General features: G+C 65.0%; 22 protein-coding genes. 13 read left to right on the top strand and 9 right to left on the bottom strand.

What is annotated here, in order from left to right:
- Positions 1 to 423: 423 nt before the first annotated feature.
- The 8 genes from D3F03_RS01970 to D3F03_RS01935 all read left to right on the top strand — a co-directional run bounded on the left by D3F03_RS01970 (position 424) and on the right by D3F03_RS01935 (position 8230).
- Positions 424 to 1185 (top strand): IclR family transcriptional regulator, encoded by a 762-nt coding sequence (locus tag D3F03_RS01970; RefSeq protein ID WP_158606123.1) that lies wholly within the window; start codon positions 424 to 426, stop codon positions 1183 to 1185.
- A gap of 87 nt (positions 1186 to 1272) precedes the next feature.
- Positions 1273 to 2352, top strand: coding sequence for a TRAP transporter substrate-binding protein (locus tag D3F03_RS01965; RefSeq protein ID WP_158606122.1), 1080 nt, complete (start codon positions 1273 to 1275; stop codon positions 2350 to 2352).
- Positions 2349 to 2909 carry a TRAP transporter small permease gene (locus D3F03_RS01960; protein WP_119107679.1) on the top strand — a complete coding sequence of 187 codons (561 nt, stop codon included), beginning with the start codon at positions 2349 to 2351 and terminating at the stop codon, positions 2907 to 2909. The genes D3F03_RS01965 and D3F03_RS01960 overlap by 4 nt, the downstream gene beginning before the upstream one ends.
- A gap of 1 nt (position 2910) precedes the next feature.
- Complete coding sequence (locus tag D3F03_RS01955; RefSeq protein ID WP_119107678.1) at positions 2911 to 4200, top strand: TRAP transporter large permease; 1290 nt, start codon at positions 2911 to 2913, stop codon at positions 4198 to 4200.
- Positions 4197 to 5234 carry an NADPH:quinone oxidoreductase family protein gene (locus tag D3F03_RS01950; protein WP_119107677.1) on the top strand — a complete coding sequence of 346 codons (1038 nt, stop codon included), beginning with the start codon at positions 4197 to 4199 and terminating at the stop codon, positions 5232 to 5234. Before D3F03_RS01955 ends, D3F03_RS01950 begins: the two co-directional genes overlap by 4 nt.
- The gene (locus tag D3F03_RS01945) at positions 5231 to 6025 is read left to right on the top strand and encodes an enoyl-CoA hydratase/isomerase family protein (protein WP_119107676.1); all 795 of its coding nucleotides are present in this window, start codon (positions 5231 to 5233) and stop codon (positions 6023 to 6025) included. Before D3F03_RS01950 ends, D3F03_RS01945 begins: the two co-directional genes overlap by 4 nt.
- Positions 6018 to 7649, top strand: a complete 1632-nt coding sequence (locus D3F03_RS01940) for a class I adenylate-forming enzyme family protein (RefSeq protein WP_119107675.1) — start codon at positions 6018 to 6020, stop codon at positions 7647 to 7649. Before D3F03_RS01945 ends, D3F03_RS01940 begins: the two co-directional genes overlap by 8 nt.
- Before the next feature lie 11 nt (positions 7650 to 7660).
- Positions 7661 to 8230 carry a DUF2889 domain-containing protein gene (locus tag D3F03_RS01935; RefSeq protein WP_119107674.1) on the top strand — a complete coding sequence of 190 codons (570 nt, stop codon included), beginning with the start codon at positions 7661 to 7663 and terminating at the stop codon, positions 8228 to 8230.
- A gap of 164 nt (positions 8231 to 8394) precedes the next feature.
- Here the strand turns inward: D3F03_RS01935 and D3F03_RS01930 are convergent, their stop codons facing one another.
- Positions 8395 to 8646 (bottom strand): GlsB/YeaQ/YmgE family stress response membrane protein, encoded by a 252-nt coding sequence (locus D3F03_RS01930; protein ID WP_119107673.1) that lies wholly within the window; start codon positions 8644 to 8646, stop codon positions 8395 to 8397.
- A 70-nt stretch (positions 8647 to 8716) separates the two neighbouring features.
- Between D3F03_RS01930 and D3F03_RS01925 the strand changes: the two genes are divergently transcribed.
- Positions 8717 to 9676 (top strand): class I SAM-dependent methyltransferase, encoded by a 960-nt coding sequence (locus tag D3F03_RS01925; RefSeq protein WP_119107672.1) that lies wholly within the window; start codon positions 8717 to 8719, stop codon positions 9674 to 9676.
- Between the two features lie 296 nt (positions 9677 to 9972).
- On the opposite strand, the gene D3F03_RS01920 is transcribed toward D3F03_RS01925, so the two are convergent.
- Genes D3F03_RS01920 through D3F03_RS01905 form a run of 4 tightly spaced genes read right to left on the bottom strand, consistent with a single transcriptional unit; the run spans position 9973 to position 14164 of the window.
- Complete coding sequence (locus D3F03_RS01920; protein WP_147414691.1) at positions 9973 to 11265, bottom strand: hypothetical protein; 1293 nt, start codon at positions 11263 to 11265, stop codon at positions 9973 to 9975.
- A 6-nt stretch (positions 11266 to 11271) separates the two neighbouring features.
- Positions 11272 to 12045, bottom strand: a complete 774-nt coding sequence (locus tag D3F03_RS01915) for an outer membrane lipoprotein-sorting protein (protein ID WP_119107670.1) — start codon at positions 12043 to 12045, stop codon at positions 11272 to 11274.
- Between the two features lie 26 nt (positions 12046 to 12071).
- Positions 12072 to 13460 (bottom strand): ABC transporter permease, encoded by a 1389-nt coding sequence (locus tag D3F03_RS01910; RefSeq protein ID WP_119107669.1) that lies wholly within the window; start codon positions 13458 to 13460, stop codon positions 12072 to 12074.
- Positions 13457 to 14164 (bottom strand): ABC transporter ATP-binding protein, encoded by a 708-nt coding sequence (locus D3F03_RS01905; RefSeq protein ID WP_119108514.1) that lies wholly within the window; start codon positions 14162 to 14164, stop codon positions 13457 to 13459. The genes D3F03_RS01910 and D3F03_RS01905 overlap by 4 nt, the downstream gene beginning before the upstream one ends.
- A gap of 410 nt (positions 14165 to 14574) precedes the next feature.
- On the opposite strand from D3F03_RS01905, the gene D3F03_RS01900 reads away from it, so the two are divergent.
- The 4 genes from D3F03_RS01900 (at position 14575) to D3F03_RS01885 (ending at position 19055) form a co-directional block, all read left to right on the top strand.
- The gene (locus tag D3F03_RS01900) at positions 14575 to 15171 is read left to right on the top strand and encodes a helix-turn-helix domain-containing protein (protein ID WP_158606121.1); all 597 of its coding nucleotides are present in this window, start codon (positions 14575 to 14577) and stop codon (positions 15169 to 15171) included.
- A 227-nt stretch (positions 15172 to 15398) separates the two neighbouring features.
- Positions 15399 to 15905: a hypothetical protein gene (locus tag D3F03_RS01895; RefSeq protein WP_119107667.1), complete on the top strand. Its 507-nt coding sequence runs from the start codon at positions 15399 to 15401 to the stop codon at positions 15903 to 15905.
- A gap of 10 nt (positions 15906 to 15915) precedes the next feature.
- Positions 15916 to 17535: a GMC family oxidoreductase gene (locus tag D3F03_RS01890; protein WP_119107666.1), complete on the top strand. Its 1620-nt coding sequence runs from the start codon at positions 15916 to 15918 to the stop codon at positions 17533 to 17535.
- 59 nt (positions 17536 to 17594) lie between these two features.
- A complete protein-coding gene (locus tag D3F03_RS01885) occupies positions 17595 to 19055 on the top strand; it encodes a phospholipase D-like domain-containing protein (RefSeq protein ID WP_119107665.1) in 1461 nt (486 codons plus the stop codon).
- Positions 19056 to 19154: 99 nt separating this feature from the next.
- Here D3F03_RS01885 and D3F03_RS01880 read toward each other — a convergent pair whose 3' ends face one another.
- From D3F03_RS01880 to D3F03_RS01865, 4 genes are read right to left on the bottom strand one after another with little or no spacing between them, the layout of a single operon-like run.
- Positions 19155 to 20492, bottom strand: coding sequence for a four-carbon acid sugar kinase family protein (locus D3F03_RS01880; protein ID WP_119107664.1), 1338 nt, complete (start codon positions 20490 to 20492; stop codon positions 19155 to 19157).
- Positions 20493 to 20515: 23 nt separating this feature from the next.
- Positions 20516 to 21781 (bottom strand): ribulose-bisphosphate carboxylase large subunit family protein, encoded by a 1266-nt coding sequence (locus tag D3F03_RS01875; RefSeq protein ID WP_119107663.1) that lies wholly within the window; start codon positions 21779 to 21781, stop codon positions 20516 to 20518.
- A gap of 13 nt (positions 21782 to 21794) precedes the next feature.
- On the bottom strand, positions 21795 to 22334 hold the full coding sequence (locus D3F03_RS01870) for a VOC family protein (RefSeq protein ID WP_119107662.1): 540 nt from the start codon (positions 22332 to 22334) through the stop codon (positions 21795 to 21797).
- A gap of 39 nt (positions 22335 to 22373) precedes the next feature.
- Positions 22374 to 24251, bottom strand: a complete 1878-nt coding sequence (locus tag D3F03_RS01865; protein WP_119107661.1) for a TRAP transporter large permease — start codon at positions 24249 to 24251, stop codon at positions 22374 to 22376.
- Between the last annotated feature and the right edge of the window lie 78 nt (positions 24252 to 24329).

Raw genomic sequence — 24329 nt, 5'->3', positions numbered from 1 at the left:
CATCCTAGCCCGGTGATGTAGAGCCTGCCTTAAGGCGATGCTGAACAAGTCACCGCGATGACGCGCGCCGTGCATCGGGATGGGAGGCAAGGCGCAAGCCGCAGCCATCGCCGCAGTGATGGCGAGGATTGGCAACGCCGCAGACCGCCCGAGGGACGGATGCGCGGCGCGTGAGGGACTTGTTCAGCATGGCCTGAAGGTCGGTTCATCTCCCGCGGGGCGGCCCTCCTGGTGCCAACAGGCCACTGGGCGTGCTGCGGCAGCACAAGCACGCCTTTGCCGTCCGATGGCCAGGCCCGAACCTTCATGGGGGTTCGGGCTTTTTTGTTTTCCGGGTTCGAATGGCCAAGGGTTTTCACCAGATCGTATTTCGGGATGACCGTCCTATTATTCGGGACGTTATCCCGATTTATGAGCAAGCCAATGTCCACTCCCAGCCCCCTTGCGCGCTACCACCAGGTGCTGTTGGCGGTGTCCAAAAGTTCCGTGGGACTCACCCTCGGTGAACTGACCCGCGATACACGGTTGCCCCGCAGCAGTGCGCACCGCATTGCCACGGCGCTGTCCGGAGTGGGGTACCTGCAAACCGATGCCGCAGGGTCGTACCTGCTCGGGCCGGCGTTCAAGGAGCTGCTGCGGCGCAGTCTCACGGCGGACAACCGGACCAAGGCCTTTCAGCCTGCCCTGCAGTTCCTGGTTGCGGAACTGAAGGAGACCGCCTTTTTTGCGCGCTTTGTCAACGGTGCGGTCACCCTTGTCCACGCCGTTACCCCGGCGCAGGCCGAGCGTTCGTACATCCATCCCGGCACTGGCGAGCGCCCGCTGGACACCTGCTCATCGAGCAAGGCCATCCTCGCGTACGCCGACCAGCAATTGGTGGAGAACATGTACGAGGCCGGCAGCCTGCCTTTCGAAGGCAACCAGAGCCTGCGCAGCTTCATGACGACGCTGCGTAAGGTCAGCCATGACGGCTACGCGGTGTGCGACGGCGAAATCGACGAAGGTGCCTACAGCCTGGCCTGCCCAGTGCCCGTGGGCCCCATGCTGGGCTTGTTCAGCATCGGTGTGGTGGGTCCGTCCAGCCGCATGAAATCGGTGGGCGTGGAGCATTTGGCGCAGGTTGTGCAAACCGCCGCCGCCATGGCTTCGGCCCACCTGCTAGAGGATTCGGCCCCCGCCGCCTGACCGCGGCGCGAGGCAGTCTAGGTGCATGGGAGCGTTGGAAACGTCCAGCACACCATGCGAAAAGCTTCCATTTTTCAGGAGACCCACATGCAAACGCCTTACTCCTTGTTCCGCCGTACCGCTTTGAATGCCCCTTTGCACCACACCCTGAGAGCCGGCGCCGCCGCCGCCGTATTGCTGGCCCTGGCGCTGCAGGGCGCGCCGGTGCATGCCCAGGAGGCCGTCAAGCTCAAGTTCGCCGATTGGATGCCCGTGTCGCACTACACGGTGACCAATGCCGCATACCCCTTCATGAAGAAGGCGACCGAGCTGTCCAAAGGCAAGATCGAATTCCAGTACTTTCCCGCGGAGCAGCTGGGCAAGGGGAAGGACTTGCTGACGCTGCTGCAGACCGGGGTGGCCGACATCGCGGACATCTCCCCTTCCTACATCAGCGACAAGTTCCCGATGTCCTCGGTCGCCGAACTGCCGGCCATGTTCAACAACGCCTGCCAGGGAACCTATGCCTATGCCTCGCTGGTCAAGGCCGGGGGCGTGCTTGCGGAAAAGGAATTCAAGCCCAATGGGGTGCGCGTCCTGGTGTCGGTGGCCTACGCACCCTACAAGGTGCTGACCACAAAGAACAAGATCGAAAGCATCCAGGACTTCTCCGGGCTCAAGCTGCGCACTGCGGGCGGTGCGATGGATATCACGGCCAACGTGGTCGACGCGGTGCCGGTGCGCATGCCTGGCCCGGACATCCTGCCTTCGCTCAGCCGCGGCACGCTTGATGGCACGCTGGCCCCGTTGCAGAGCGTGAAGGTCTTCGACATGCAGACGCAGCTCAGGCACATGACGACAGACGTCAGCCTGGGCAGCTTCATCACGGTGTACGCGATCAGCGACCGCGCCTGGAAGCGGCTGCCGCAAGAGCTGCGTGCAACCTTGGTCGAAGCCGGCGATTTCGCCACCAAGAACCACTGCGAGTACGTCGATGCGCAGGAAGTCAAGGTGGTGCAAGAGCTCGAAAAAGACGGTGTGAAGGGCAATGCCATGGCCCCTGGCCAACTGGCTGCGCTGAACACGAAGCTTCAAAACGTCGCCGCCGAATGGGCCACTTCCCTTGACAAGCGCAACAAGCCGGGCACCGCCGTGCTGAGCGACTTCCGCAAGGCTGTCGCCCAATGAAAGCCCTGCTGTTCAGGTCCGACCGCTGGCTCTGGAAGATGGACTTCGCGTTCATCGCCATTGCCGGTCTGGCGGTGCTGGCCATGATGGGCATAACAGCTGCGGACGTGGTGATGCGCTACGCCTTTCACCACCCGATCCGCTGGGCTTTCGATCTGGTCACGCAGTACCTGCTGATCGGTTCGTTCTTCTTCGCGTTCTCGTACACGCTGCGCACCAACGAAAACGTGGCCGTGGACTACTTCGCGCGCCACATCCCGCTGAACGTTTACCACCCGGTGATGGGGGCGGGGTTTCTTGTGGCGGCGGTCATATTTGCCGGCATCTGCTGGCTCAGCGCGTGGGATGCCTACGAAGCCTGGGACAACAACGATGCGCTCATGGGCGCTCTGATCTGGCCGACCTGGAGTGCCAAGATCATCGTGCCCATCGGTGCCGCGTCGCTGTCGCTGCGCCTGCTGCACCGCGCCCTTGCGCACTGGTGCAGCGTTGCGGACGAGGAATTCCGGGAAGCCATCGGCCTGGAAAACTCCCGCCAAATCCTCGTGAAGGACTGACATGACGCTCGCTCTGGTTGTTGTGTTGCTGCTGGCGCTGCTGGCGGTCGGCTTGCCCGTGGCCTTTGCACTGGGCATTGCCGGCTCGATTGGCCTGGTCTTCTTCGGCGGAACCGACTTGCTGACCGGCATCCTCGCGACGGCACCGGCCTCGGCCGTCGGTAGCTACGAGTTCATGACCATCCCGATGTTCCTGCTGATGGCCGAGTTCATGGTCGCCAGCCGGATCTCCGATTCGCTGTTCATGGCGATTGCCGCCTGGGTGGGCCGCCTGCCGGGCGGGCTCGGCGTGGCGACGGCCCTGACCGGCGCGGCCTTCGGTGCGATTTCGGGCTCCAGCACGGCGGCGGCCGCCACACTGTCCAAATCCAGCATTCCGTCGATGATCGCGCAGGGCTACGAGCCGCGTTTCGCCAAGGGCATCGTGGCGATTTCCGGCACGCTGGCCATGCTGATTCCCCCCAGTGTCGCCCTGATCTTCTACGGCCTTCTGAGCGGCACCAGCGTGGCCAAGCTGCTGGTCGCCGGCATCATTCCCGGGGCGCTCGTCACCCTGGTCATCGTCTTCACCATCTGGTTGCTGCTATGGCGCGAACCGTCGCGTGCGGGCGAAAGCCGGGCCTACAGCTGGAAGGAAAAGATCGACTCCATCAAGGTGGCGGGGCCGTTCTGCGCACTCTTCCTGCTGGTGACGGGCCTGATCTACCTGGGTATCGCCACGCCGGTCGAGTCCTCAGCGCTGGGCGCACTTGGCGCTCTGGTTTTCACCGTGACCTCGGGCCGCATGACGCGCAAGGTATTCCTGAGCGCAGTCTCGCGCGCCTGTGCCACCAGCGCCATGATCGGCCTGATCGTCATCTGCGCGCAGATGTTCGGCTACTTCATCACCATGACCGAAGCGACGCAGCGGCTGGTGGATTTCGTCGGCAGCTCGGGCGTGTCGCCCTACACCGTGCTGGCGTTCCTGGTCGTGCTGTACCTGATGCTCGGCTGCTTCCTGGACCAGCTCTCCATCCTCATTCTCACGATTCCCATCGTGCTGCCGTTGGTCGTCAAGCTGGGCTTCGACCCGGTGTGGTTCGGCATCCTGGTGATCCTGTTGGCCGAAGTCGGCATGGTCACGCCGCCGGTGGGGCTGAACGTGTTCGTGGTCGCCAAGAGCACCAACACGCCGGTGGGCGAGGTGTTCGCCGGGGTCTGGCCGCATGTGGTGGCCCACGTGCTGCTGATCATCGTGCTGATCCTGTTCCCGCAAATCATTCTTTGGCTGCCTTCTGGCATGAACCAATGACGACGGCCAATCCCTCCGGCAACACGATGCGGGCCCTGCTGGTCCGCGAAACCGGCTGGCCCAACGGCATGCAGGTGACCGAAGTGCCGCGCCCGCAAGCGCAGGCGCTGGACGCGGACAGCGTGTTGGTGCGGGTGCGCGCAGCCGGTCTCAACTTCGCCGATACCTTGAGCATTGGCGGCAGCTACCAGGAAAAACAGGCGCTGCCGTTCGTGCCGGGGGCCGAGCTCTGCGGCCAAGTGGTGGCTGTGGGTGCGGGCGTGCAGGGCCTGACAGCCGGCGAGCGGGTCATGGGGCAGGTCGGCGCCGGCGCCTATGCCGAATGGGCCGTGATGCACCAGCACCGGCTCGCACGCGTGCCCACAGCCATGCCCGACGATGAGGCCGCCGGTTTCTACATTCCCTACGGCACCGCGCTCTGCGCCTTGCGCGAACGCGGCCGCCTGGCGCCCGGGGAAACGCTGCTGGTGCTCGGTGCCGCCGGGGCGGTGGGCCTGGCCGCCGTGCAAGTGGGCAAGGCGCTTGGCGCCCGGGTGATCGGGGTCTCGCGCAGCGAATCCAAGCGTGGCGCCGTCATGCAGGCTGGCGCCGACGCGTTCGTGGCGTGGTCGGCGGGCGACTTGAAGCGCGCGCTGCAGCAAGCGGATGTGGGCGCTGGCGTGGATGTCGTGCTCGACATGGTCGGTGGAGACGCGACCGCCGCCGCCATGCGCTGCCTGCAGTTCGAGGGCCGGCTGGTCGTCGTGGGCTTCACCAGCGGGCAGGCGCCGACGCTGCGCGCCAACCACATCCTCGTCAAGAACATCGACATCGTCGGCTGCTACTGGGGGCCCTACCAGCAACTGCGCCCCGCGCAGACCCGCCAGTCCTTTCAAACGCTGTTCGATTGGTACCGCCAAGGCCGCCTGAATCCGGCGATCGCAGACACCGTACCGCTCGAAGGCGTTGCCCACGCGCTGGAACAACTGGCCTGCGGCGCGTATGCCGGCAAGGTCGTTGCCACCCTTCCCATTCCCTCTGGAGTCACCGAATGACGCACCCCCTTGTAAGTATCGAGAAGCCGGCCACCGGCATTGCCCTTGTCACGCTGCAGCGCCAGGACAAGCGCAATGCCTTGAACGACGCGCTGATCAGCGCCCTCATCGACGCCGCTGAGACGCTGCGTGAGGACGCTTCGGTCAAAGCCATTGTGCTGACCGGTGGGCCGCAGGCGTTTTCCGCAGGCGCCGACATCAGCACCTTCGATGCCATCGAGAAAGAGCCGGACGTCAACCAGGTGCGCCGCATGACGGACAAAGGCGCGCGCATGGCCGAGCTGTGGCAATCCATGCCGGCGGTGACGATTGCCGCGGTCGAAGGCGGCGCGGTGGGCGGCGGCTTCGGGTTGGCACTGGCGTGCGACTGGCGCGTGTTTGCGCGCAATGCCTTTGCCTATGTGCCGGAAGTCCGCCTCGGCCTGAATTACGGCTGGAGCACGTTGCCCCGCCTGGCCGCGCTGGCGGGCCCGGGCCGTGCGAAGTGGATCTCCATCCTCTGCCGGCGCCATGGCGCCGAAGAGCTGGCGGCATGGAACATTGCCGAACACGTGGCCGAGCCCGGCGGCGCGGTGGCCGCCGCCATGGAGCTGGCCCAGGAAGTGGCGGCGCTGCCCGCGCTGGCGGCGCAAATCATCAAGCGCTCGGTCAACGCCTACAGCCTGGCGCTGGCAAAAACCGCCAGCTACAGCGATATGGACGACATGCTGGTCTGCATGACCGACGACGAAGGCCGGCGCGCGCGCGAAAGCTTCACGCAGCAACTGACGGGAAAGGCCGGTCATGCTTGAAACCCCACTCCAATCTCCGCAGAGCGACCCGTCCGCCTACCGGGTACTGGCCGACTGGCTGGACGCGCACGCCGCGCAGCACCCCGAGCGCGATGCCATCCTGTTCGGTGCCACGCGCATCACCTATGCAGAGCTGCGCCGCAAGGTGGACCAGTGCGCGCGGGCCTACCTGGCCCATGGCCTCCAGGGCGGCGACTGCGTCGCCATGCTGTGCCCGCCGCGCCCCGAGGCCTTCATCAGCTTTCTTGCCGCCGCGAAAATCGGCGTCTTGTGGCTGGGTCTCAATCCCCGTTACCAATTGCCCGAACTGAGCTATGTGGTCGGCGATGCGCAGCCCAAGCTGCTGCTGTCCATCGATTCCCTGGAGGGCCGTTCGTACGCGCCCGACATCGAAATCCTGGCGCAGCAGAACCCCGGCATCCGCGCCACCGTCCTCATCGAGCGGCGCGGCCCCGACGGCTCCAGTTTCGACGATTGGGCGGTCTCGTTCGCCGATCCTGCGCTCGACGCACAGCTTGCCAGCGCCCGCGCGGCAGTGCAGGACACCGCGCCCGCGCTGCTGGTCTACACCTCGGGCTCCAGCGGCAAGCCCAAAGGGGTGCTGCTGCGCCACCGCGAGCTGATCCGCCGCAGCCGTACGCAGAACGAACGCTTTGCCACCCGCAGCTACCCCCGCGTCATCAACCCGCTGCCGGTGAACCACATCGGTGGCATGCATTTCCTGGGGCTGTTCACCTTCATTGGCGGCGGCACGCTGCGCTTTACCGAGCGCTTCTCGGCGGCGGAATTCGTTGCCGCCCTCCAGGCTGGGAGCATCAACGCCCTGATCCTGCTGCCCACGATGTTCAAGATGATGGTGGATGAGCCCGGCTTTTCCAAAGAGTTGCTGGCCAAGCTCGACTGGTTCGTGTTTTCCGGCGCCGCCATGGCGCCGGAACTGCTGGAGCTGATCCGCAGCACCGGCTGCCCGATGGGCCTCACCTATGGCATGACGGAAACCTGCGGCTCCGTCACCTATTCCGACCCGGACGCCGACGTGGAAACGCTGGCCAACACCATCGGCCGGGCCACGCCCGTGGGCGAGGTGCGCGTGGCGGACGACGATGGCCAGCCCTGTGCGCCCGGCGTGCCCGGGGAGCTGCAGGTGCGCGCCGAATACTGCATGGGCGGCTATCTGAACCGGCCCCAGGCCACCGCCGAAGCCTTCACCGAAGACGGCTGGCTGCACACCGGCGACACCGCCGTGCTGCGCGAGGATGGCAACATCCGCTTCATCGGCCGGCGCAGCGAGATGTACAAGTCCGGCGGATACAACGTCTACCCGCGCGAGGTCGAACTGGCCATGGAAACCCACGAGGCGGTGGTGCTGAGCGCCGTCGTCTCCGTGCCCGACCCGCTCTACGACGAAGTAGGCTGGGCCTATGTGGTGCCCGCGCCGGGCCGGCAGATCAGCGAGAAGGAAGCTGCCGACTGGTGCAAACGCCAATTGGCCAACTACAAGGTGCCCAAGCGCTTCATCGTCTGCGCCGAACTGCCGTTGCTCCCGGTGGGCAAGGTCGATAAGGTCAAGCTCAAGTCCCAGGCGCAGGCGCAGGCTCTGCAGCGCAGCGCGGCGACCGCCTGAGCCTGGTTGCCATGCCCTTGTCCGACGCCAGCCCGCGCAAGCCGCTGCACCGGCGCGCCCTTGAGTTCCAGGGCTTCGCACGCGAAGACGGCCTGTGGGACATCGAGGGCCGCTTGACCGACCGCAAGCCCTTCGCCCATCTGAACTATCGCAACGAGCCAATCGGCGAGGGTGAGCCGGTGCACGACATGTGGGTACGCCTCACGCTGGACGACGCTATGCAGGTGCTGGCCATTGAAGCCGCCACCGACGCCTCGCCGTTTGGCATCTGCCCCGATGCGATTCCAGCGCTGCAGTCGCTCAAGGGCCTGCGGCTGGGCCCGGGCTGGCGCCAGGCGCTGAAGGCCCGGCTTCCCCCTTCAGCCTCCTGCACGCATCTGAGCGAACTGCTGCAAGCCACCGCCACCGTGGCCTTCCAGACGTTGGGATTTGGACGCACGCCGGAAGGTACCAACCCCTTGTCGGGCATGGGCCGTGGCGGGGTGGCGCCATTTTTCGTGGACAAATGCCATTCCTGGCGTGCCGATGGCGCGGCCGTTCAGGAGGTCTTTCCGCAGTTCGCGAAAAAACCAGGCCTCTGAGCCCGGCATTGCCCGCCCGCCCGCGCCAGACCGGGCCGGAGGCACCGGAGGCAGCCGGAAATTCTCTCCTGTTTTTATAGCTATCAGCGCTTACCACATAAGCGCTAGAGGCCATTTTTACTACAAATTTTCGTCTCCTTTGCCACGAGGAATGCCCTCATGGCTCACGCCTTCTTCTTCACCAGGCCGTAGACCACCAGCAGCACGATCGCGCCGAAGATGGACGCCAGCCACCCTGCGGGTGCGCCCGGCGCATACCAGCCCATGGCCACGCCGACATAGCGCGCCAGGAACGAGCCGGCGATGCCGAGCACGATGGTCATGATCCAGCCCAGCTTGTCGTCGCCGGGTTTTACCGCGCGGGCAATCAGGCCGACGATGAGGCCGACGATGAGGGTTCCGAGAAGGGCAAACATTCGATTCCTTTGACAGACAGCCATTTGGCCTGGGAGCGGCCACTGTAGCCGCAGCACCGACAATCTGCCAATGCAAGCCTTGTTGAACGCCATCGCCACGATGGCCCTGCCCACCGACGCCCAACGCATCTTCCATGGCCGGGGTGGGCTGTATGCTGGGTGCGAGCACTGGACGCTCGACGCCTATCCCCCCGTTTTTGTGCTCACCAGCTTCCTGTCTGCGGAGGAGGGCACAGACGCTCAGATTGCCCTCATCGGCGCCGCGTTGGCCAGGCGCTGGGAGGCGCTGGCGCCCGGTCAGGCGCTCCACTGGGTATTTCAGTGCCGCAATGAGCCACTGCGCACGCACGGGCGCACCGAAACCCGCATCTTGGCCGGCAGCGTGCCCGCCCCGCATGTCGTGACCGAGCAGGGTGCGCGGTTTCGTGTGCATATCGAAAGGGGCCAGAACCACGGCCTGTTCCTGGACATGGCCGAGGGCAGGCGCTGGGTGCGCGAATATGCCGAAGCACGCCGAACGAATCGCTACGGCCTGAAGGTGCTCAACCTGTTTGCCTACACCTGCGCCTTCTCGGTGGTGGCGCTGCAGGCGGGCGCCCGCCAGGTGGTCAACGTGGACATGAGCCACGGCGCACTCGCCATCGGCCAGCAGAACCACCAGCTCAATGGCATCACCGCGGGGGCGAGCTTTCTGCCGCACGACATCTTCAGCAGCTGGGGCAAGATCACGCGCAGCGGGCCGTACGGGTTGGTGATCGTCGATCCGCCGAGCTACCAGAAGGGCAGCTTCGTGGCGACCAAGGACTACGCCCGGCTCATGCGGCGCCTGCCGGACCTGGTGGCGCCGGGCGGGCACGCGCTGCTGTGCCTGAATGCGCCCGAACTGGGGGTGGCTTTTTTGCAGGACCAGATGCAAGAAGTGGCGCCGGAATTGGTATTTGTCGAGCGGGTGGCCAATCCAGCCGTGTTTGCTGATCTGGACCCCGAACGGGCGCTGAAAGTACTGGTGTACCAGGCGCCCGAGCTGTAGGCCGGCAGGGTCCGGCCGGTGAAACCCGCCTCACCCGCAACGCGGATGGTATGGATACGAAGGAGCCTTGGCGTGCAAGCGGTGTGACTGCCTGCTTGGTGCATGATGCCGCCCCATGAACAAAGGCCAGCTCAAAAAGCTGGAGTTCAGGTGGCCAGAGACCAAGGCGGATGCAGTGAGCTATGGTTGAAATTCGCATTTGACCACCGGATCGCCTTGAATGCCGTGGTGGGACCAGCGCGGAAAACTGGGGGTGTACCGCCAGCGCAAAAACAGGCAGACCACTGTGCCTGAACTCAAAAATACTTGCGCACACTCAACTCCCACGCATGGGGCACCGCGCCGAACTCGCTGCGCGCACTGCCTTTGCTGCCTTGCCATTGCATGGCCAGATCGATTTGGCTCCAGTGGTAGCGCAGCTCCAGCCAGTGCAGTTGGCTGTGGTCAGCGGCATTGGCTCGGACCATGGCGTTCAGCTCCAAATGCGGCACAAGCACATCCGGCCAGTGGGCGTACACGGCATACATGTTGTGCGTCGCCATTTCCTGGGCGGTGATGGTCCAGTTGCGGTACATCGCATAGCCGATGGACGCGCTGTTTTGCAATGCTCGCCATGCCGGGGCGCTAAGGGCGGTGTTGTTGCGGGAGTATTCCAGGGTGAGCGAGAGCTTGCTGGCTGCGGTCCAGGTGGCACCGGCACTCAGCCGCTGGTGAAAGCTGCGGTCTTCGGGGAGGTCCAACGCCTGTGCCAGCTGGGAGCGGCTGCGCCCCCCTGACCACTCGGCGAACGCTACGGTGGAGTCGTTGACGAGTGTCGCCAGGTTGAACCCTGTTTGAGGAGCTTGCCGCTCTTCCCCGTAGAGCAACCACTGCGGATTGAACTGGTCGTTCAGCCGCTGGCTCCATGCCAGCAGCCAGCGGTTGCTGGCGTTGGTTGCGCCCTCGTTAAGCGCAAACGGGGCGCTGCTGGGTTGCGCAGCCAAGCGCGGGGAGAGCAAGGCGGTGAGCGCCCCCTGGTCCCAGACCGCCTGGCTGCGCAGCATGAAAGCGCCCTGGCGGTTTTTCTTCAGGCTGCCTGGATCTACCGAAACCACGGAGCGGATGGAACCCGTGCGAAAGTAGTCCGTCGGGCTGTAGCCGGTGGCGACGCCAAACCGTGCATTGATACGGCCCAGATCCACCGCCTGGGTGTCACTTGCTTGCCAGCCCACCCATGCTTCATTGAGTGTGTTGATGGGGTGTTCTTGTCCGCCCTGCGGTGGCCAACTCACGTCCAGCCGATCGGCGAGCACCGCACGCCAACCGGGCGCCAGCGAGTGGTCTATTTGCAGATCCAGCGATACGCGTTGGTTGTCGCGATCACGACCCAAAAGTGTGTGGACCTGGCCTGCAGCAAGCTCGGAAAACAATTGCCAGTCGCGGGCGGCGACCGTGGGCGCGGCAGGGGCATCGGCCAGCAGCAAGGCATCAATATCGCCTGACTGGGCTGCGGCTGGGAACGCAAGGGCGACGGCCAGTGCACCCAATGCACCCAATGCACCCATCGATAGCCTGCGCTGGCGCCAGCGCGTGGGCAGGACAAGTCGCATGGGGCGCTACTCGGGTTTGAAGCGGGGCAGGTAGTCCCGCTGCAGCCAGGCGTCGGGCACCTCGCGCCGGGTCCAGTCGGTAAAGCGCATCACCGTGACCCAAGTCGGGTCGAGCCCGTCGATGATGACGGTCTCGGTAGGACGCTCCTGCCCCAGATGGCGCTGGTAGTGGCGAAAGTAGGCGGTTTTGAGCAACTGGCCACTGTCGGCGTAGTAACGCGCCTTGATGGGCTGGTGGTTGCCGGTGTCGATCCAGATGTCAATGCGGGGGTAGCTGACATCGGGCGTTTGGGCGCTCAAGGCGAGTTTGTAGCAGTGGCGCGTCTTGCGCTCGCCATCCTGTGTGTCTTCTTCTCCTGCCAGCTGTGCACCGTAGTCCTTGGCCAGGTTGACCGTGACCACATCGCCATTCGATGCCTGCCCCAACAGGCGCTGCTGCGGCGACAAACGGATGCTGGCCTTACTGCTTGGGTCAAAAAACCACAGGTCTTTGCCGCTGTAGAGCATGAGCTTGTTGGTATCGCGCGCCGGCGCCACGAAACGCACCAGGCTGCGAAACTGTCCACTGCTGGCGTCGGCCTTGGAATAGATGGCCAGCGTATTCGTATCGGTTTGCTGCCCCTTGCGGTATTCGATCAGGGTATTGGTCAGCCCAAACGAAAAGTCCGGGTTGCGCACGGCATCGCTTGCAGCCAGGATTTCTTGGGCACTGGGTGCGGCCCATGCGGTGCCCATGCAAAAGGCCAGCAACGCGAGCAGGGATTTGCATTGTTTTTTCATCGTCGCCTCTTTCTTCGAACAGACTCTTAGACATGGCGCAGGGCGTCGACGATCAGCAAACGCGCGGCCCGCCGTGCCGGCCACCAGGCCGACAGCCCGGCCACCAGCACCAGCGCTCCGGCACTGCCGGCCAGCGTGGCCCAAGCACCCCAGAGCCGTACCTTGAGCGGGTAGGCATAGACATAGCCGGGCGGCGTCCAGGTCAAGCCGCTGTGGTTGATCAATGCGGCCAGCGCCAGCGCTATCAGCGTGCCCAGTACGGCGCCCGCCACCCCCAGCACCAGGCCTTCGGTCACGAACAGGCGGCGAATACCGCCTTGGCGCAAACCGATGGCGCGCAAGGTGCCAATTTCGGTGGTGCGCTCCACCACGGCCATCCCCATGGTGTTGCCCACGGTGAACAGTACGATGACGCCGATGAGTATGGCGATAAAGCCAAACACCGATTGGAAGAACTCGATGGTCTGGCCGTAAATGGGCGCCAGGGTTTCATAGTCCAACACCTCCAATTCACCCTTTTGAAGCTCGGGCGCCAGCAACTGTGTGAGCCGTGCTCGGGCTTGCGCCATCTGCGCGGTGTGGTGCAGCTGGATTTGAATAGCGGTGACCTGTGGCGCGGCTCCGCCATAGACCAAGCGCTGAGCTTGGGCGAGGTGCATCATGGTGTAGCTGTCGTCAAACTCCTTGAGCCCGAAGTTCTCTGCTTTCACCACGTCGAGCCCCACCACGTTGGGCGCGCCTTGCACCGTGGCGGCCAGCATTTCAATATGGGTGGATTGTTTGGCGGAGGCGCTGGGCGCTTCCTGTGCAGAGAGGGCCGCAATGTCGTCCGGCGTCGGTGCAGCGGACGTGTTTTTCGCAATGCTGGGCGTCGGGCAGGGGTGCACGTTCAGCGCCTGGCACAACTGCAGCTTGCGTGCCACGCCGGTGCCAATGACTACCGCATTGCCCGGTGTGTTCAGCAGGGCGATGGGCGGGGCGTAGCTCATGTTGCCGTAGTCGTCCCATGCGCGCAGTTGTGCTTGTTCCGGGGCGACGATACCGGCCGAGAGCACATTGGTCGAGACCCCGGCTGCAAAATTTCCGGCAATGCCGCTCAATTGCAGTTTGGGCGTGACCACCGTCAGCATGGGTGCGAGCACCGGGTCGCGTCGCACCTGCTCCATGATGCGTTCGTAATCCGCGATGCCGTAGGCGGTCGGGTTGCTGCTGCCATCCAGAAAATAATTCTTGCGCTGGATTTGCAGGTGCCCATGCAACTGCACATAGCCCGTCTGCATGGAGTAGATGGTGCTGCTGCTGTAGCCGCCAAACACCAAAATGGCGCACAGGCCAATCACCATGGCCAGCAAGGTTGCCAGAGAGCGGCGGCGGTTGCGCAGCAAGTTGCGCAGTGCGAGCGACACGGTGTTCATGCCAGCACCCCTGAAGACTCGGCGAGCCGTTCGATGGAGGTGATGCGCCCGTCGCAAATCGTCACCGTGTCGTCGGCCGCCGCCTGCACCTGCGGGTCGTGCGAAGAAAACACAAACGACACATGGTGTTCGCGCTGCATCTGGCGCATCAGGGCAATGATGCCCGCGCCGGTGTGGCTGTCGAGGTTGGCGGTAGGTTCGTCGGCCAGCACCAGGGTCGGTGCGGGTGCCAGAGCACGGGCAATGGCCACGCGCTGGCGTTGCCCGCCAGAGAGCTGGCCTGGGCGGTTCCGGGCTTTGTCAGACAGGCCCACCGCATCGAGCAGCGAGCGCACGCGCTCGTGCCGCTGCGGGGCGGGCATGCCGCTTAGCAGCAAGGGGTACTCGACATTCTCATAGGCGGTGAGCACCTGCAACAGGTTGAAGTTTTGAAAGATGAAACCGAGGTTTCGGGCGCGAAAGTCGGACAACGCGTCGTCCGACAGCGCCAGCACGTTCTGCCCGGCAACAAGTACCTCGCCGTGGTCTGGGCGGTCGATGCAGCCCACCACATTGAGCAGCGTGGTCTTGCCGCTGCCCGAAGGCCCGCAGATGACGGTGAAGCAATTGGCACGGATCTCAAGATGGATGTCGCTCAAGGCGGGGACATCCACACTGCCTAAGCGGTAGGTGCGAGAGACATTTCTCAGAATGACAGGGTGCATGGTGCAGGGCGGCGAGAGGTCGAAAAAGCAGGAATCCAAAGGCGGGGCCATTGGTGCGGCCGCAGTTTCGCGCACCCCTGGGCGGGCTGTATTGAACGATTCCGACACGTATGCGCAGCCTAGAATTGCGTATGCACTTGCCTGTCGCCACTGTTCCGGAGTCGGGTGTCCGCTGCGCCCTCTTGGCGCCACGCTTGTCGCTTGCGTCTTGTGTGCGAGGGCATATTGTTCGAAGCACAGCGGGCCTGGCGCTTGGTCCTGAGCAGCGGTACAACCATTTCCCTGCATCCCCGCTGTGCGCAATCTGTTGGTTGTTTCAGGGAGGCGCCACGGTCGTTCAACGCGGCGACCAGGCCATCTGCGAAGTAACGCCGCGTATTTCGTTGATCGGCCCGCACAGCGTGCCGGTTGTGAGCCATAACCCAGGGCCGGTAGAGGCTTTGATGGTGGCGCTGACTCCGGCGGCGGTGGAAGCCCTTAGCGGTGTGCCCGTCAGTTCCCTGGTCAATCGTGTGGTCCCGCTGGAAGAAGTATTTGGCGCCGCATGGGGGACCATGGCGCAAGAGGTGCTCCGGGCAACCGATGACGCGCGCCGTATCGCCTTGTTTGAAGATTTTCTGGAGCCACGCTGGGAGCTGGTACGCGATGGTACCGTGCTTCGGGCGGATCGCTTTCACTATTGGGTCGAGAATTTGGCCTTGCGGGCAGCGCAGTCGGGGGTGGGCGTCGGCATGCGCCAGATGGAGCGGCGCATCAAGCAATGGGCAGGCCAGCCTCTGCGGGATTTGCGGCGCATGGAGCGTGCGGAAGAAACATTTTTTCGGGCGATGGCATCGCACCAACGAGGCTCCCTTGACTGGGCCGAAATGGCTGTGGACTGTGGGTATGCCGACCAGGCCCACCTGTGCCGCGACGTCCGGCGCAATACGGGCCACAGCCCTACGGACCTGCTTGCGGCCATTGAGCAAGAAGAGAGTTTTTGGATGTACCGGCTGCGCGACCAGTGAGCAGCGGGAGATGGTGGTTGCACGGTGGGTAACGGCTTTTCACCCCCCTCCCGAATGGCGGATGGGGTAGCGGCGAGGAAGTTTTGGCAAAGGCGGCGAGGTTCCGCGTACAGTGTTTGCTGCACTGGAGTTGACGCAGATCGGATCCGCGGCATGGAGGAAAACCCCCGTGCCCTCTAGGTGCCAGCCTCTAGAGCTGCTCATGCATCGCGTGCGATATTTGTCCGATGCAAAGACGATCTCTTTTGAAACTGGGCTTGGTGTCCGGCGCCGTACTGGCGTTGGCGGGTGGGGCCGCGGTGCTGCTGCGGCCGGGCCTGGAGCAGGGGCGCCTTTCTGCGTCGGCCCGTGGGCTGTTTGCCAGCCTGGGCCGTGCCATCCTGCAAGGCACCCTGCCTGTTGATGCGCAGGCATGCAGTCGCGCGCTTGCGGGCATGGTCGAACGCATCGACGCGCTCACGGCCAACCTGCCGCCTGCGGTGCAAGCCGAACTCTCGCAACTCTTGGGCTTGCTGTGCACCACGCCAGGGCGCCTGGGGCTGGCGGGCCTGGCGCCGGCCTGGGCCGATGCCAGCGAGGCACAGGTGCAGGCCGCCCTGGAAGGGATGCGTTTTTCCAGCCTGGCGCTGCGCCAGCAGGCCTACCAGGCGCTGCACGAGATCGTGGGCGGCGCCTACATGTCTGACGAAAGCACCTGGGCCGCTTTGGGCTACCCCGGGCCTTTGCCTCTTTGATTTTCCTCGTATGAGCCATTTTCCTGACCCTATCCGTGCGGGTTTACAGCGCGGCTGGAAGGTGCTGGGCGGCGCCCACGGCGCACTGCCTGCCAAAATCACCTGCGACGTCGCCATTGTCGGCTCGGGCGCCGGTGCCGGCATCACCGCCGAGCTGCTGACCCAGGCGGGTCTGGCCGTCGTCATCGTGGAAGAAGGGCCGCTCAAGAGCAGCAGCGATTTCCACCAGCATGAATCCGAGGCCTATCCCTCGCTGTACCAGGAAAGTGCGAGCCGCAAAACCGAGGACAAGGCCATCTCCATCCTCCAGGGGCGTTGCGTAGGCGGATCCACCACGGTGAACTGGACCAGCTCCTTTCGCACGCCCGAGTCCACATTGCGCTTCTGGCAGGAGCGCTTAGGGCTGAAGGATTACCACCGTGAAGCTTTGGCGCCGTATTTTGATCAGGCCGAGCGGCGCTTGCACATCGCGCCCTGGCTGACGGAGCCCAACGAGAACAACGCCTTGCTTCACCGCGGGGCGCAAAAGCTTGGTATTTCCGCGTCGGTGATTGCGCGCAACGTCAAAGGCTGTTGGAACCTCGGTTCCTGCGGCATGGGGTGCCCGACGAATGCCAAGCAGTCCATGCTGGTGACCACCATCCCCGCGGCGCTGGACCACGGCGCCACGCTGCTGGTGGAAACACGCGCTGAACAATTCGTACTGGATGGCGGCAAAGCGCAGGCGCTGCGCTGCGTGGCCGTGCGGCCCAATAGCGCACCGGTGGCACCGGGCCAGATTGCCACCACCATCGTGGCCAAGCACTTTGTGCTGGCGGGCGGCGCCATCAATTCACCGGCGGTGCTGCTGCGCTCCAAGGCGCCCGACCCGCACGCGCTGCTGGGCGCGCGCACCTTTTTGCACCCGGTGGTGATGTCGGCGGCCGTGCTGGAGCAGCGGGTGGAGGGCTGGGCGGGTGCGCCGCAGTCCATCTACACCGACCATTTCATGGACACGCAGCCGATTGACGGCCCCATGGGTTTCAAGCTGGAGGCGCCGCCCCTGCACCCGGTCATCATGGCCACGACCATGCCGGGCTACGGCCAGCCGCACGCCGACATGCTGGCGAAATTTCCGCACACCCATGTGCTGCTGGCCTTGCTGCGCGACGGCTTTCACCCGCAGGCGCCGGGCGGCCAGGTCAAGCTGCGCAGCGATGGCTCGGCAGTGCTGGACTACCCGCTGACCGATTTCGTGATGGAAGGCGCCCGGCGCGCGCTGCTGGCCATGGCCGAAATCCAGTTTGCTGCCGGAGCCCAAGAGGTGCTGCCAGTGCACGAGCGAGCGCACCCCTACACCTCGTGGGACGCGGCGCGCAGCGCCATTGCGGCACTGCCCATGAAGCCGCTGCTCACCAAGGTGGTCAGCGCCCATGTCATGGGCGGCTGCGCCATGGCCGCAACGGAGGCGCAAGGCGTGGTGCGTGCAGACGGCGGGCATTGGCAGATCGAAAACCTGTCGGTGCACGACGGCTCGCTCTTTCCGACCAGCGTGGGCGCGAACCCGCAGCTGTCCATCTACGGCATTGCCAACCGGCTGGCACAGGGGCTGGCGCAGCGTTTGACAGGCAGGGCGGTGGTGCTGGGCTGAGGCGAGCATTCGCCGCAGGCCTGTGGGGAGAATGCATCAACGCACACTAACATCACCGCATGGAACCGTCCTTGCCCACGCTGCTGCTGCAACTGCTGCATGGTTTTGCGCTGTGGCTGGTCTCCTCGGTGCACATCGCACTGGCGATCGCCGTCACGCTGCATGCGCTGATGAAGAAGGACGAAGTGCACGCTGCAGTCGGCTGGATTGGTCTGGCCTGGCTGGCACCGTTCGGTGGTGCGCTTGCGTATTGGTTGCTGGGCATCAACCGCATCGGGCGCACTGGGGTGGCGCTGGGCCTGCGCAAAGCCTGGCAGAGCGAAGGCGACTTGGCCGAAGCCTTTGCAGTCCCCGACGAGGCGGTGGATGCTCCGCTGGGCGGCGTGGCCCGGGTGGCCCGTCAGGTGACGGGAAAACCGCTGCTGGCGGGCAACCGTGTCGTGCCTCTGCCCGATGGCGACACCGCCTACCCGGCGATGCTGGCAGCGATCGACGCGGCCGGGCAGTCCGTCACGCTGCTGACCTACATCTTCCACAACGACGCCGTGGGCGAAGCCTTTGTGCAGGCGCTGACGCGCGCCCAGGCGCGGGGCGTGCAGGTGCGCGTGCTGATCGATGCCGTGGGATCGCGCTATCGGCCGACCGGCGTGCTGCGGCGCCTGCGGGCGCTGGGCATTCCCTGCGCCGCGTTCCTGCCGCCTGCATTCACGCGCGTGCTCTCGCATGTGAACCTGCGCAACCACCGCAAGATTTTGGTGGTGGACGGCGTGGTCGGTTTTACCGGCGGCATGAACATCAGCGCCAACCACTGGATCGGCAGGCAGCCGGCCACGCCCGTGCACTGCCTGCATTTCGAAGTGCGTGGGCCGGTGGCCACCGACATGCAGCGCGCTTTCGCCACCGACTGGGCGTTCACCACGGGCGAGCGCCTGCATGGCGCGCCCTGGTTTGCGCCGCCGCAGCCCAGTGGCTCGGTGCTGGCGCGGGGCGTGACCGATGGCCCGGACGCCGATATGGACCACATGCGCCAGGTCATTCTGGGCGCGTTGGCTGCGGCGCGGCAGCGGGTGCGCATCGTCACGCCGTACTTTCTGCCCGACGAAGTGGTGCTGAGCACGCTGCAGACGACGGCACTGCGCGGCGTGGTGGTGGACATCGTGCTGCCGGTGCGCAGCAACCTGCCGCTGCTCGACTGGGCCATGCGCCCGCAGTTCGACGCACTGCTGGCAGCCGGCTGCCGCATCTACCTCACGCCAGCGCCGTTCGACCACGCCAAGCTGTTGGTGGTGGACGGTGCCTGGGCGCTGATTGGTTCGACCAACTGGGACGCGCGCAGCCTGCGGCTCAACTTTGAATACAACCTGGAATGCCACGATGGCGAACTGGTGCGCAAGCTCAGCCCGCTGATCGACACCCGCATCGCCCGCGCCACGCCGCTCGATGCCGCCACGCTGGCTCGCCAGCATCTGCCCGCACGGCTGCGCAATCGGCTGGTATGGCTGCTGTCGCCCTACTTGTGAAACTTACAAATAGATAGCTACAAACGCTTTCCATATAAGCGCTAGCAGCCATTTTCATTCATTTTTTCTGTTCCAGGCCATTGCACCGCCCAGGCGCTGTCAGGCTGCGCCGCGCACCAGACGTTCGAACAGATCCGGTGGCCCCATCTGTCCGCCCTTGAGCATGAGCTCCAGGCCATCGAGCGCCGGGACGTTGCTGTGCAGCCGGCACAGCGCTTGGTCGGGCGAGAGCTGGCCCAGATGCGACAGGCCCCAGGCGTCGAGTGCCTGCACCGCAAGGCTGGAGGTGTCGCCCCCGGCAATCCCGACGCGGCGCACCGAGGTGTGGTTCAGCACGGTTGCCAGCCATTCGCCGCACGCGAGGGCAAGCTGTCGCGAACCGATGGACAAGCCTGCGGCGGGGCTGCCGCCCGCGCTCGACGTGCAGGCCAGCACATGGTGTCCGTCCTGCAGTGCCGCGGCCACTTCGAGGGCCAACCGCTGGCGGTAGGCGCCATCGGCGTTCACAAGTTGCGCAGGGTCCAGCGCGACGTGGGAGAACGAGGTGGCGTGCTGCACCTGGGTAGCGGTAATCGGCGAGAGGCTGCCGGCCAGCACCAGCACCGGCCCTTTGGATGGACCGATCGGCGGGTTCGCTTGCGCTGCAGGCAAGGGCGTTTCATTGGCGGCCCATGCGGCGGTCAGGGCCTGCACCACGCTGCTGGGGCCGACCGCGAGGAGGGGCTGCTGCAGCGCAGCGCGCCAGATCAGCTGACCGACGGGAACCAGGTCGGCCGGCCGGGCGACGTCGAGCAGCACGGCATCGGGGTGCGCCAGGTGCAAGGCTTGAAGCCGTGTCAACTGGCCTGCTTCTGGCGCTTCATAGGCGGTGTAGTCGAGCCCGCCTATTTGCACCAGCCCTTGCTGCGCGAGGTGGCGCCGCAAATCAGCCTCACCCATGGGGGTGACCGGGTGCTGGCGCATGGTGGGGTGTCTGTCGATGCGGTGCACCGTACCCCCGCTGCCTGCGGCGGCAAACAGGTTGCCGAAGACGCAGTAGCGCCCCAGGTTCGGCTGGCCACCGACAACCGGCACCCACGGGTTGGGGGCATAGGGGCGCAGGCTGCGCACCGCCTGGCCGATGCTGCCCACATGGGGCGCGCTGTCAAAAGTAGAGCAACATTTGTAATGCAGCACCCGTGCGCCCGAAGCGGCAAAGAAGGCTCCCACGGGGGCGAGTTCGGCGGCCATTTCAGCTGGCGCCATGGCGCGTGCGGCGCCGGCAATGCCCAGGCAATCGAGCGCACCTGCCCTTGCGCGCTGCGCTGGTGTGGGCAGGGTCAGGAACAACAGAGCGCGCAGGCCCGCACGGGCTGCGTTGGCCAGCGTGTCGGTGGCCCCGGTGAAGTCGTCCGCGTAATAGACGATGCGCGGTGGTGCGATCTTAGAGACGGCCATGGCAGGGGGTGCTCGTTCCCGGGCTATTGGCCAAAGAACGTCAGCGCGCGGCAGAGTTCTGGCGCCAGTCGGGCGAAATCAGCCAAAGGCGTTCCCGAACGAGCGGCCTGCCAAGCCTGGCGCAGGCTCATGACGCCGGCCGCTGGCCCGTCCGGGTGGGCCAGAATGCCGCCGCCCGACATGAACAGCAGATCGTCGCTGGCGATGGCGTCCCAGGTGGCGGGCACGGTGCCCGCCCACTGGCCGGAAGAAAACGCTGGCAGGACGCGGTCGTCAAGCCCTGAGATGAGCGGCGTAAAGCAGTCGCGCGCAGATTGGACGACTTCCTCATCGGCCTGCGCGAATTTTCCCTGCAGTCCATGCACGTGCATATGGTCCACGCCAGCCAGGCGCCACAGGGTCTGGTACGCCTGAAAGCCGATGCCGAGCCCCGGGTGGCGCGAGAGCGCGCCAAAGCCGTTGCGGTGGGCGTGCAGCGCCAGCGGGGTGTGGCGGCGCAAGGTCTGCATGGCCGAGTAGCCGCACCAGTTGATGCTGGCCATCACGCAGGAGCCGCCTTCACGCGCCACGAGATCGGCATGGCGTTTCATGGCGTCGGTTTCGTCGCTGATGTTGAACGCCACCATTACGTGCTTGCCGGTGCGTTCCTGGTGCGCACGCACGACGGCCATGATGGCCGGCACACGCTCGGCCAGCGGTGCGTGGACTGGGTTGGCGCAGACTTCGTCGTCCTTGATGAAATCGACGCCGGCCTCGCACAGGGTGCGCACCAGTTCGGCCGTCTGCTGCGGCGACAGGCCCACGTTGGGTTTGATGATGGTGCCCACCAGTGCCCCCTGGTCGACGCCGGTAATGCGCCGCGTCCCGGTGATGCCGACGGCGGGCAGCTCGAATTGCGTGCGGTAGTCGGCCGGCAGTTGCAGGGTTTCGAGCCGCATGCCGGTGACTTCGCCCAGGTCGTACAGGTTGCCGGCGACCGTGGCCACCAGCGTGGGCAGGTTCGCGCCGATGTTGGCCACCGGGTAGGCAATGTCGATCTGCACCTGGTGCCACGGCCCGCTCGGGGCGTGCCGCGTGAGCCACGCGTTGGGCAGGCTCGGGGCACTGGTGGTGGCCAGGGTGGTGATGCCTTGCACCGTGGCACGGGCGCGCTTGCGCAATGCATCGGTTTCGCCCGCCACGCGCGCAAAGGTGCCGCAGGACTGCTCGCCCGCCATCACTTCGGCCACGCGCGCAGGATCGAGCGGCGTTTCCACGAGATAGCGGGCCAGGATGCGATCGGTATTCATGCTGCGCCAACCCTCAGAAACTGCTCAGATCAGGGAAGGGACGCACCGGGTCGCTGCCGTCCCAGCCTTGCGAGGAGGTGCGGATCAGGTCGAACAGGCGCCCCTTGGGCCCGGCGACCTCCGACAGCTCGATGACCGTACCGGGGTGGTATTCGGTGTCGAAATAGATGAAACGCCCGCGCTCGCCGACCTCGCCACTCATCTTGGGCTTGAAGCCCTGGGCGAGCAGGCGCTCGATGTCGGCGTCATAGTCTTGCGTCCAGTACGCCACATGCTGCAGACCAGTGCGGCCGGCTTGCAGGAAGTCGCGGTACATGGAGGGTACGTCGTTGCGCGTCTGGATGAGTTCCACCTGCACAAAGCCCGAATTGGCGAGCGCCACCGAGTTGTGTGGCTGGTAGGCCTGGCCGTCGTAGCGGTAGTTGACGATCGGCACTTGTGGGTTGTAGTACCAGGGGCCGACGCCCAGTGTCTTGCTCCAATAGTCCATAGCGGCTTCGATGTCGTGCACGACATAGCCCAGTTGGCGAATCTCTCCGAAATGTCGGCTCATGGGGTTCTTTCAATCAACGTCAGTAAAGGGGGCGGCGGCTTAGCCCTTGAGGAAGCCTGTGGAAATCCAGGGAATGGCCGCCACCAGCAGCAGGCCGAGAACCAGCGCTGCCATGTAGCCGCCGATGTACTTCAGGCCCTCGCTCGGATCGACTTTGCTGACGGCGCAGGCACCGTAGTAGCCAACGCCAATGGGTGGTGCGAACAAACCAATACCCATCGACAGGATGACCACCATGGCGTAATGCACCTCGTGCACGCCGGCGGCACGGGCAATGGGGAAGAGCAGGGGGCCAAACAGCACGATCGCGGGAATGCCTTCCAGCACACAACCGAGCACGATGAAGGCGAGGATGGAGATCGCCAGAAAGCCAAACCGCCCGCCCGGAATATTCGCCATGAACCGAGCCAGATCGGTGGAGAAGCCCGACTGCGTCAAGCCCCAGGCCATGGCGGTGGCACAACCGACGATGAGCATGATGGCGCCGGCCAGCGAGGCGGTTTCCACGAGCATGGGGCGCAGGCGCCGCCAGTCGAATCGCCGGTAGAACACGAGGCCGGCGAGGGCCGAATAGATGATGCCGATCGTCGAAACCTCGGTGGCCGTGGCCACGCCTTCGACGACCGAGGCACGGATCACAAAGGGCAGCAAAATCGCCGGCAGGGCCACCAGAAAGAGCCGCCCGATCTCGCGCGCCGGAAAGCGCCGCACACCGCTCAGGTCTTCGTTGCGGTTGCGCCACCACACCACACTGCACAGGCAAACGCCCAGCACTACGGCGGGCAGCATCCCGCCGGTGAACAGTGCCGCGATCGACACGCCAGTGACCGAGCCGATCGTAATCAGCACGATGGACGGCGGAATGGTCTCCGTCTGTGCTCCGGTCGCCGACAGCAGCGCGACCAGGTCGCCCGGTTTGGCGCCGCGTTTTTTCATCTCAGGAAACAGCACCGGCGCAATGGCCGCCATATCGGCGATCTTGGAGCCCGAGATGCCCGAGATCAGGTACATCGCCCCGATCAGCACATACGACAGGCCGCCGCGCACATGGCCGAGCAGGCTGGCGAGAAACCCGATCATGGCGCGCGCCATACCCGTCATTTCGATCAGGGCGCCTAGAAAAATGAACAGTGGCACGGCCAGCAGCATCAGGTGCGACATGCCTTCGTCGAGGCGCCCGACCATCACCACCATGGGCGTCTGTGTGGTGAGCGCGAGGTAGCCGAAGGTGGCCAGCGCAAACGAGAAGGCAATGGGAACGCCGGCAAACACGCAGCCCGCCACCACTCCCACGAAAAACACGATGAGGTTCAGCTTTCCGAGCATCGCCCATACCGGCTGGGCCAGCCAGAAGGCCGCGACCAATACAGCGGTGATGGTGATGGCCAGACCGATCTGCCGCAGCGTGCTGAATTTGAAAAGGCGCAGCACGGCCGCGACGATCATCAACAGCGCACCGAACGGAATTGCGGATGCACGCCAGGCGTTGCTTACCTCCAGTGCTGGGGTGATGATGTAGCGCTCTTCATCGGCGTATTGGTAGGCAGGCCAGAGCACCAGGGCCAGAAATGCCAGGGCTGCAGCAATGGCTACCGTCTGGAGCATGGCGCGCGTGCCGGGTTTGGCCCGATTGAGGATCGCTGTCATGGCCATGTGGTCGCCTCGGCGCAAGGCCACCACGGCGCCGAGCATGGACAACCACAGGAAAAGGATGGACGCGAGCTCATCGGTCCACACCAGCGGTGCGTGCAGCGCGTATCGCGCCACCACGCCCGAGAACAGCACGGCGATCTCAATCAGCACGATGGCCGCACCCAACGTTTCCATCACCATGCCAAAGCCATGGTCGAGCCGCCACGCGAGCGCGCTGACAGGGTTGGTGGGCAACTCGGACGCAGGATCAGTGGCGTGAGACATGGACGTGGGGTGCTTTCAAAAATTGGTCGCCAAGGCGCCCAGCCGCGCAGCAGCCATGCTGCCGCGCAAGCGCCGCTC

The sequence above is a fragment of the Simplicispira hankyongi genome (assembly GCF_003570885.1).
GTDB classification, from domain to species: domain Bacteria; phylum Pseudomonadota; class Gammaproteobacteria; order Burkholderiales; family Burkholderiaceae_C; genus Simplicispira; species Simplicispira hankyongi.
The sequence above is the reverse complement of the archived record's forward strand: the minus strand, read 5'-3'. Positions and strand labels throughout refer to the sequence as shown.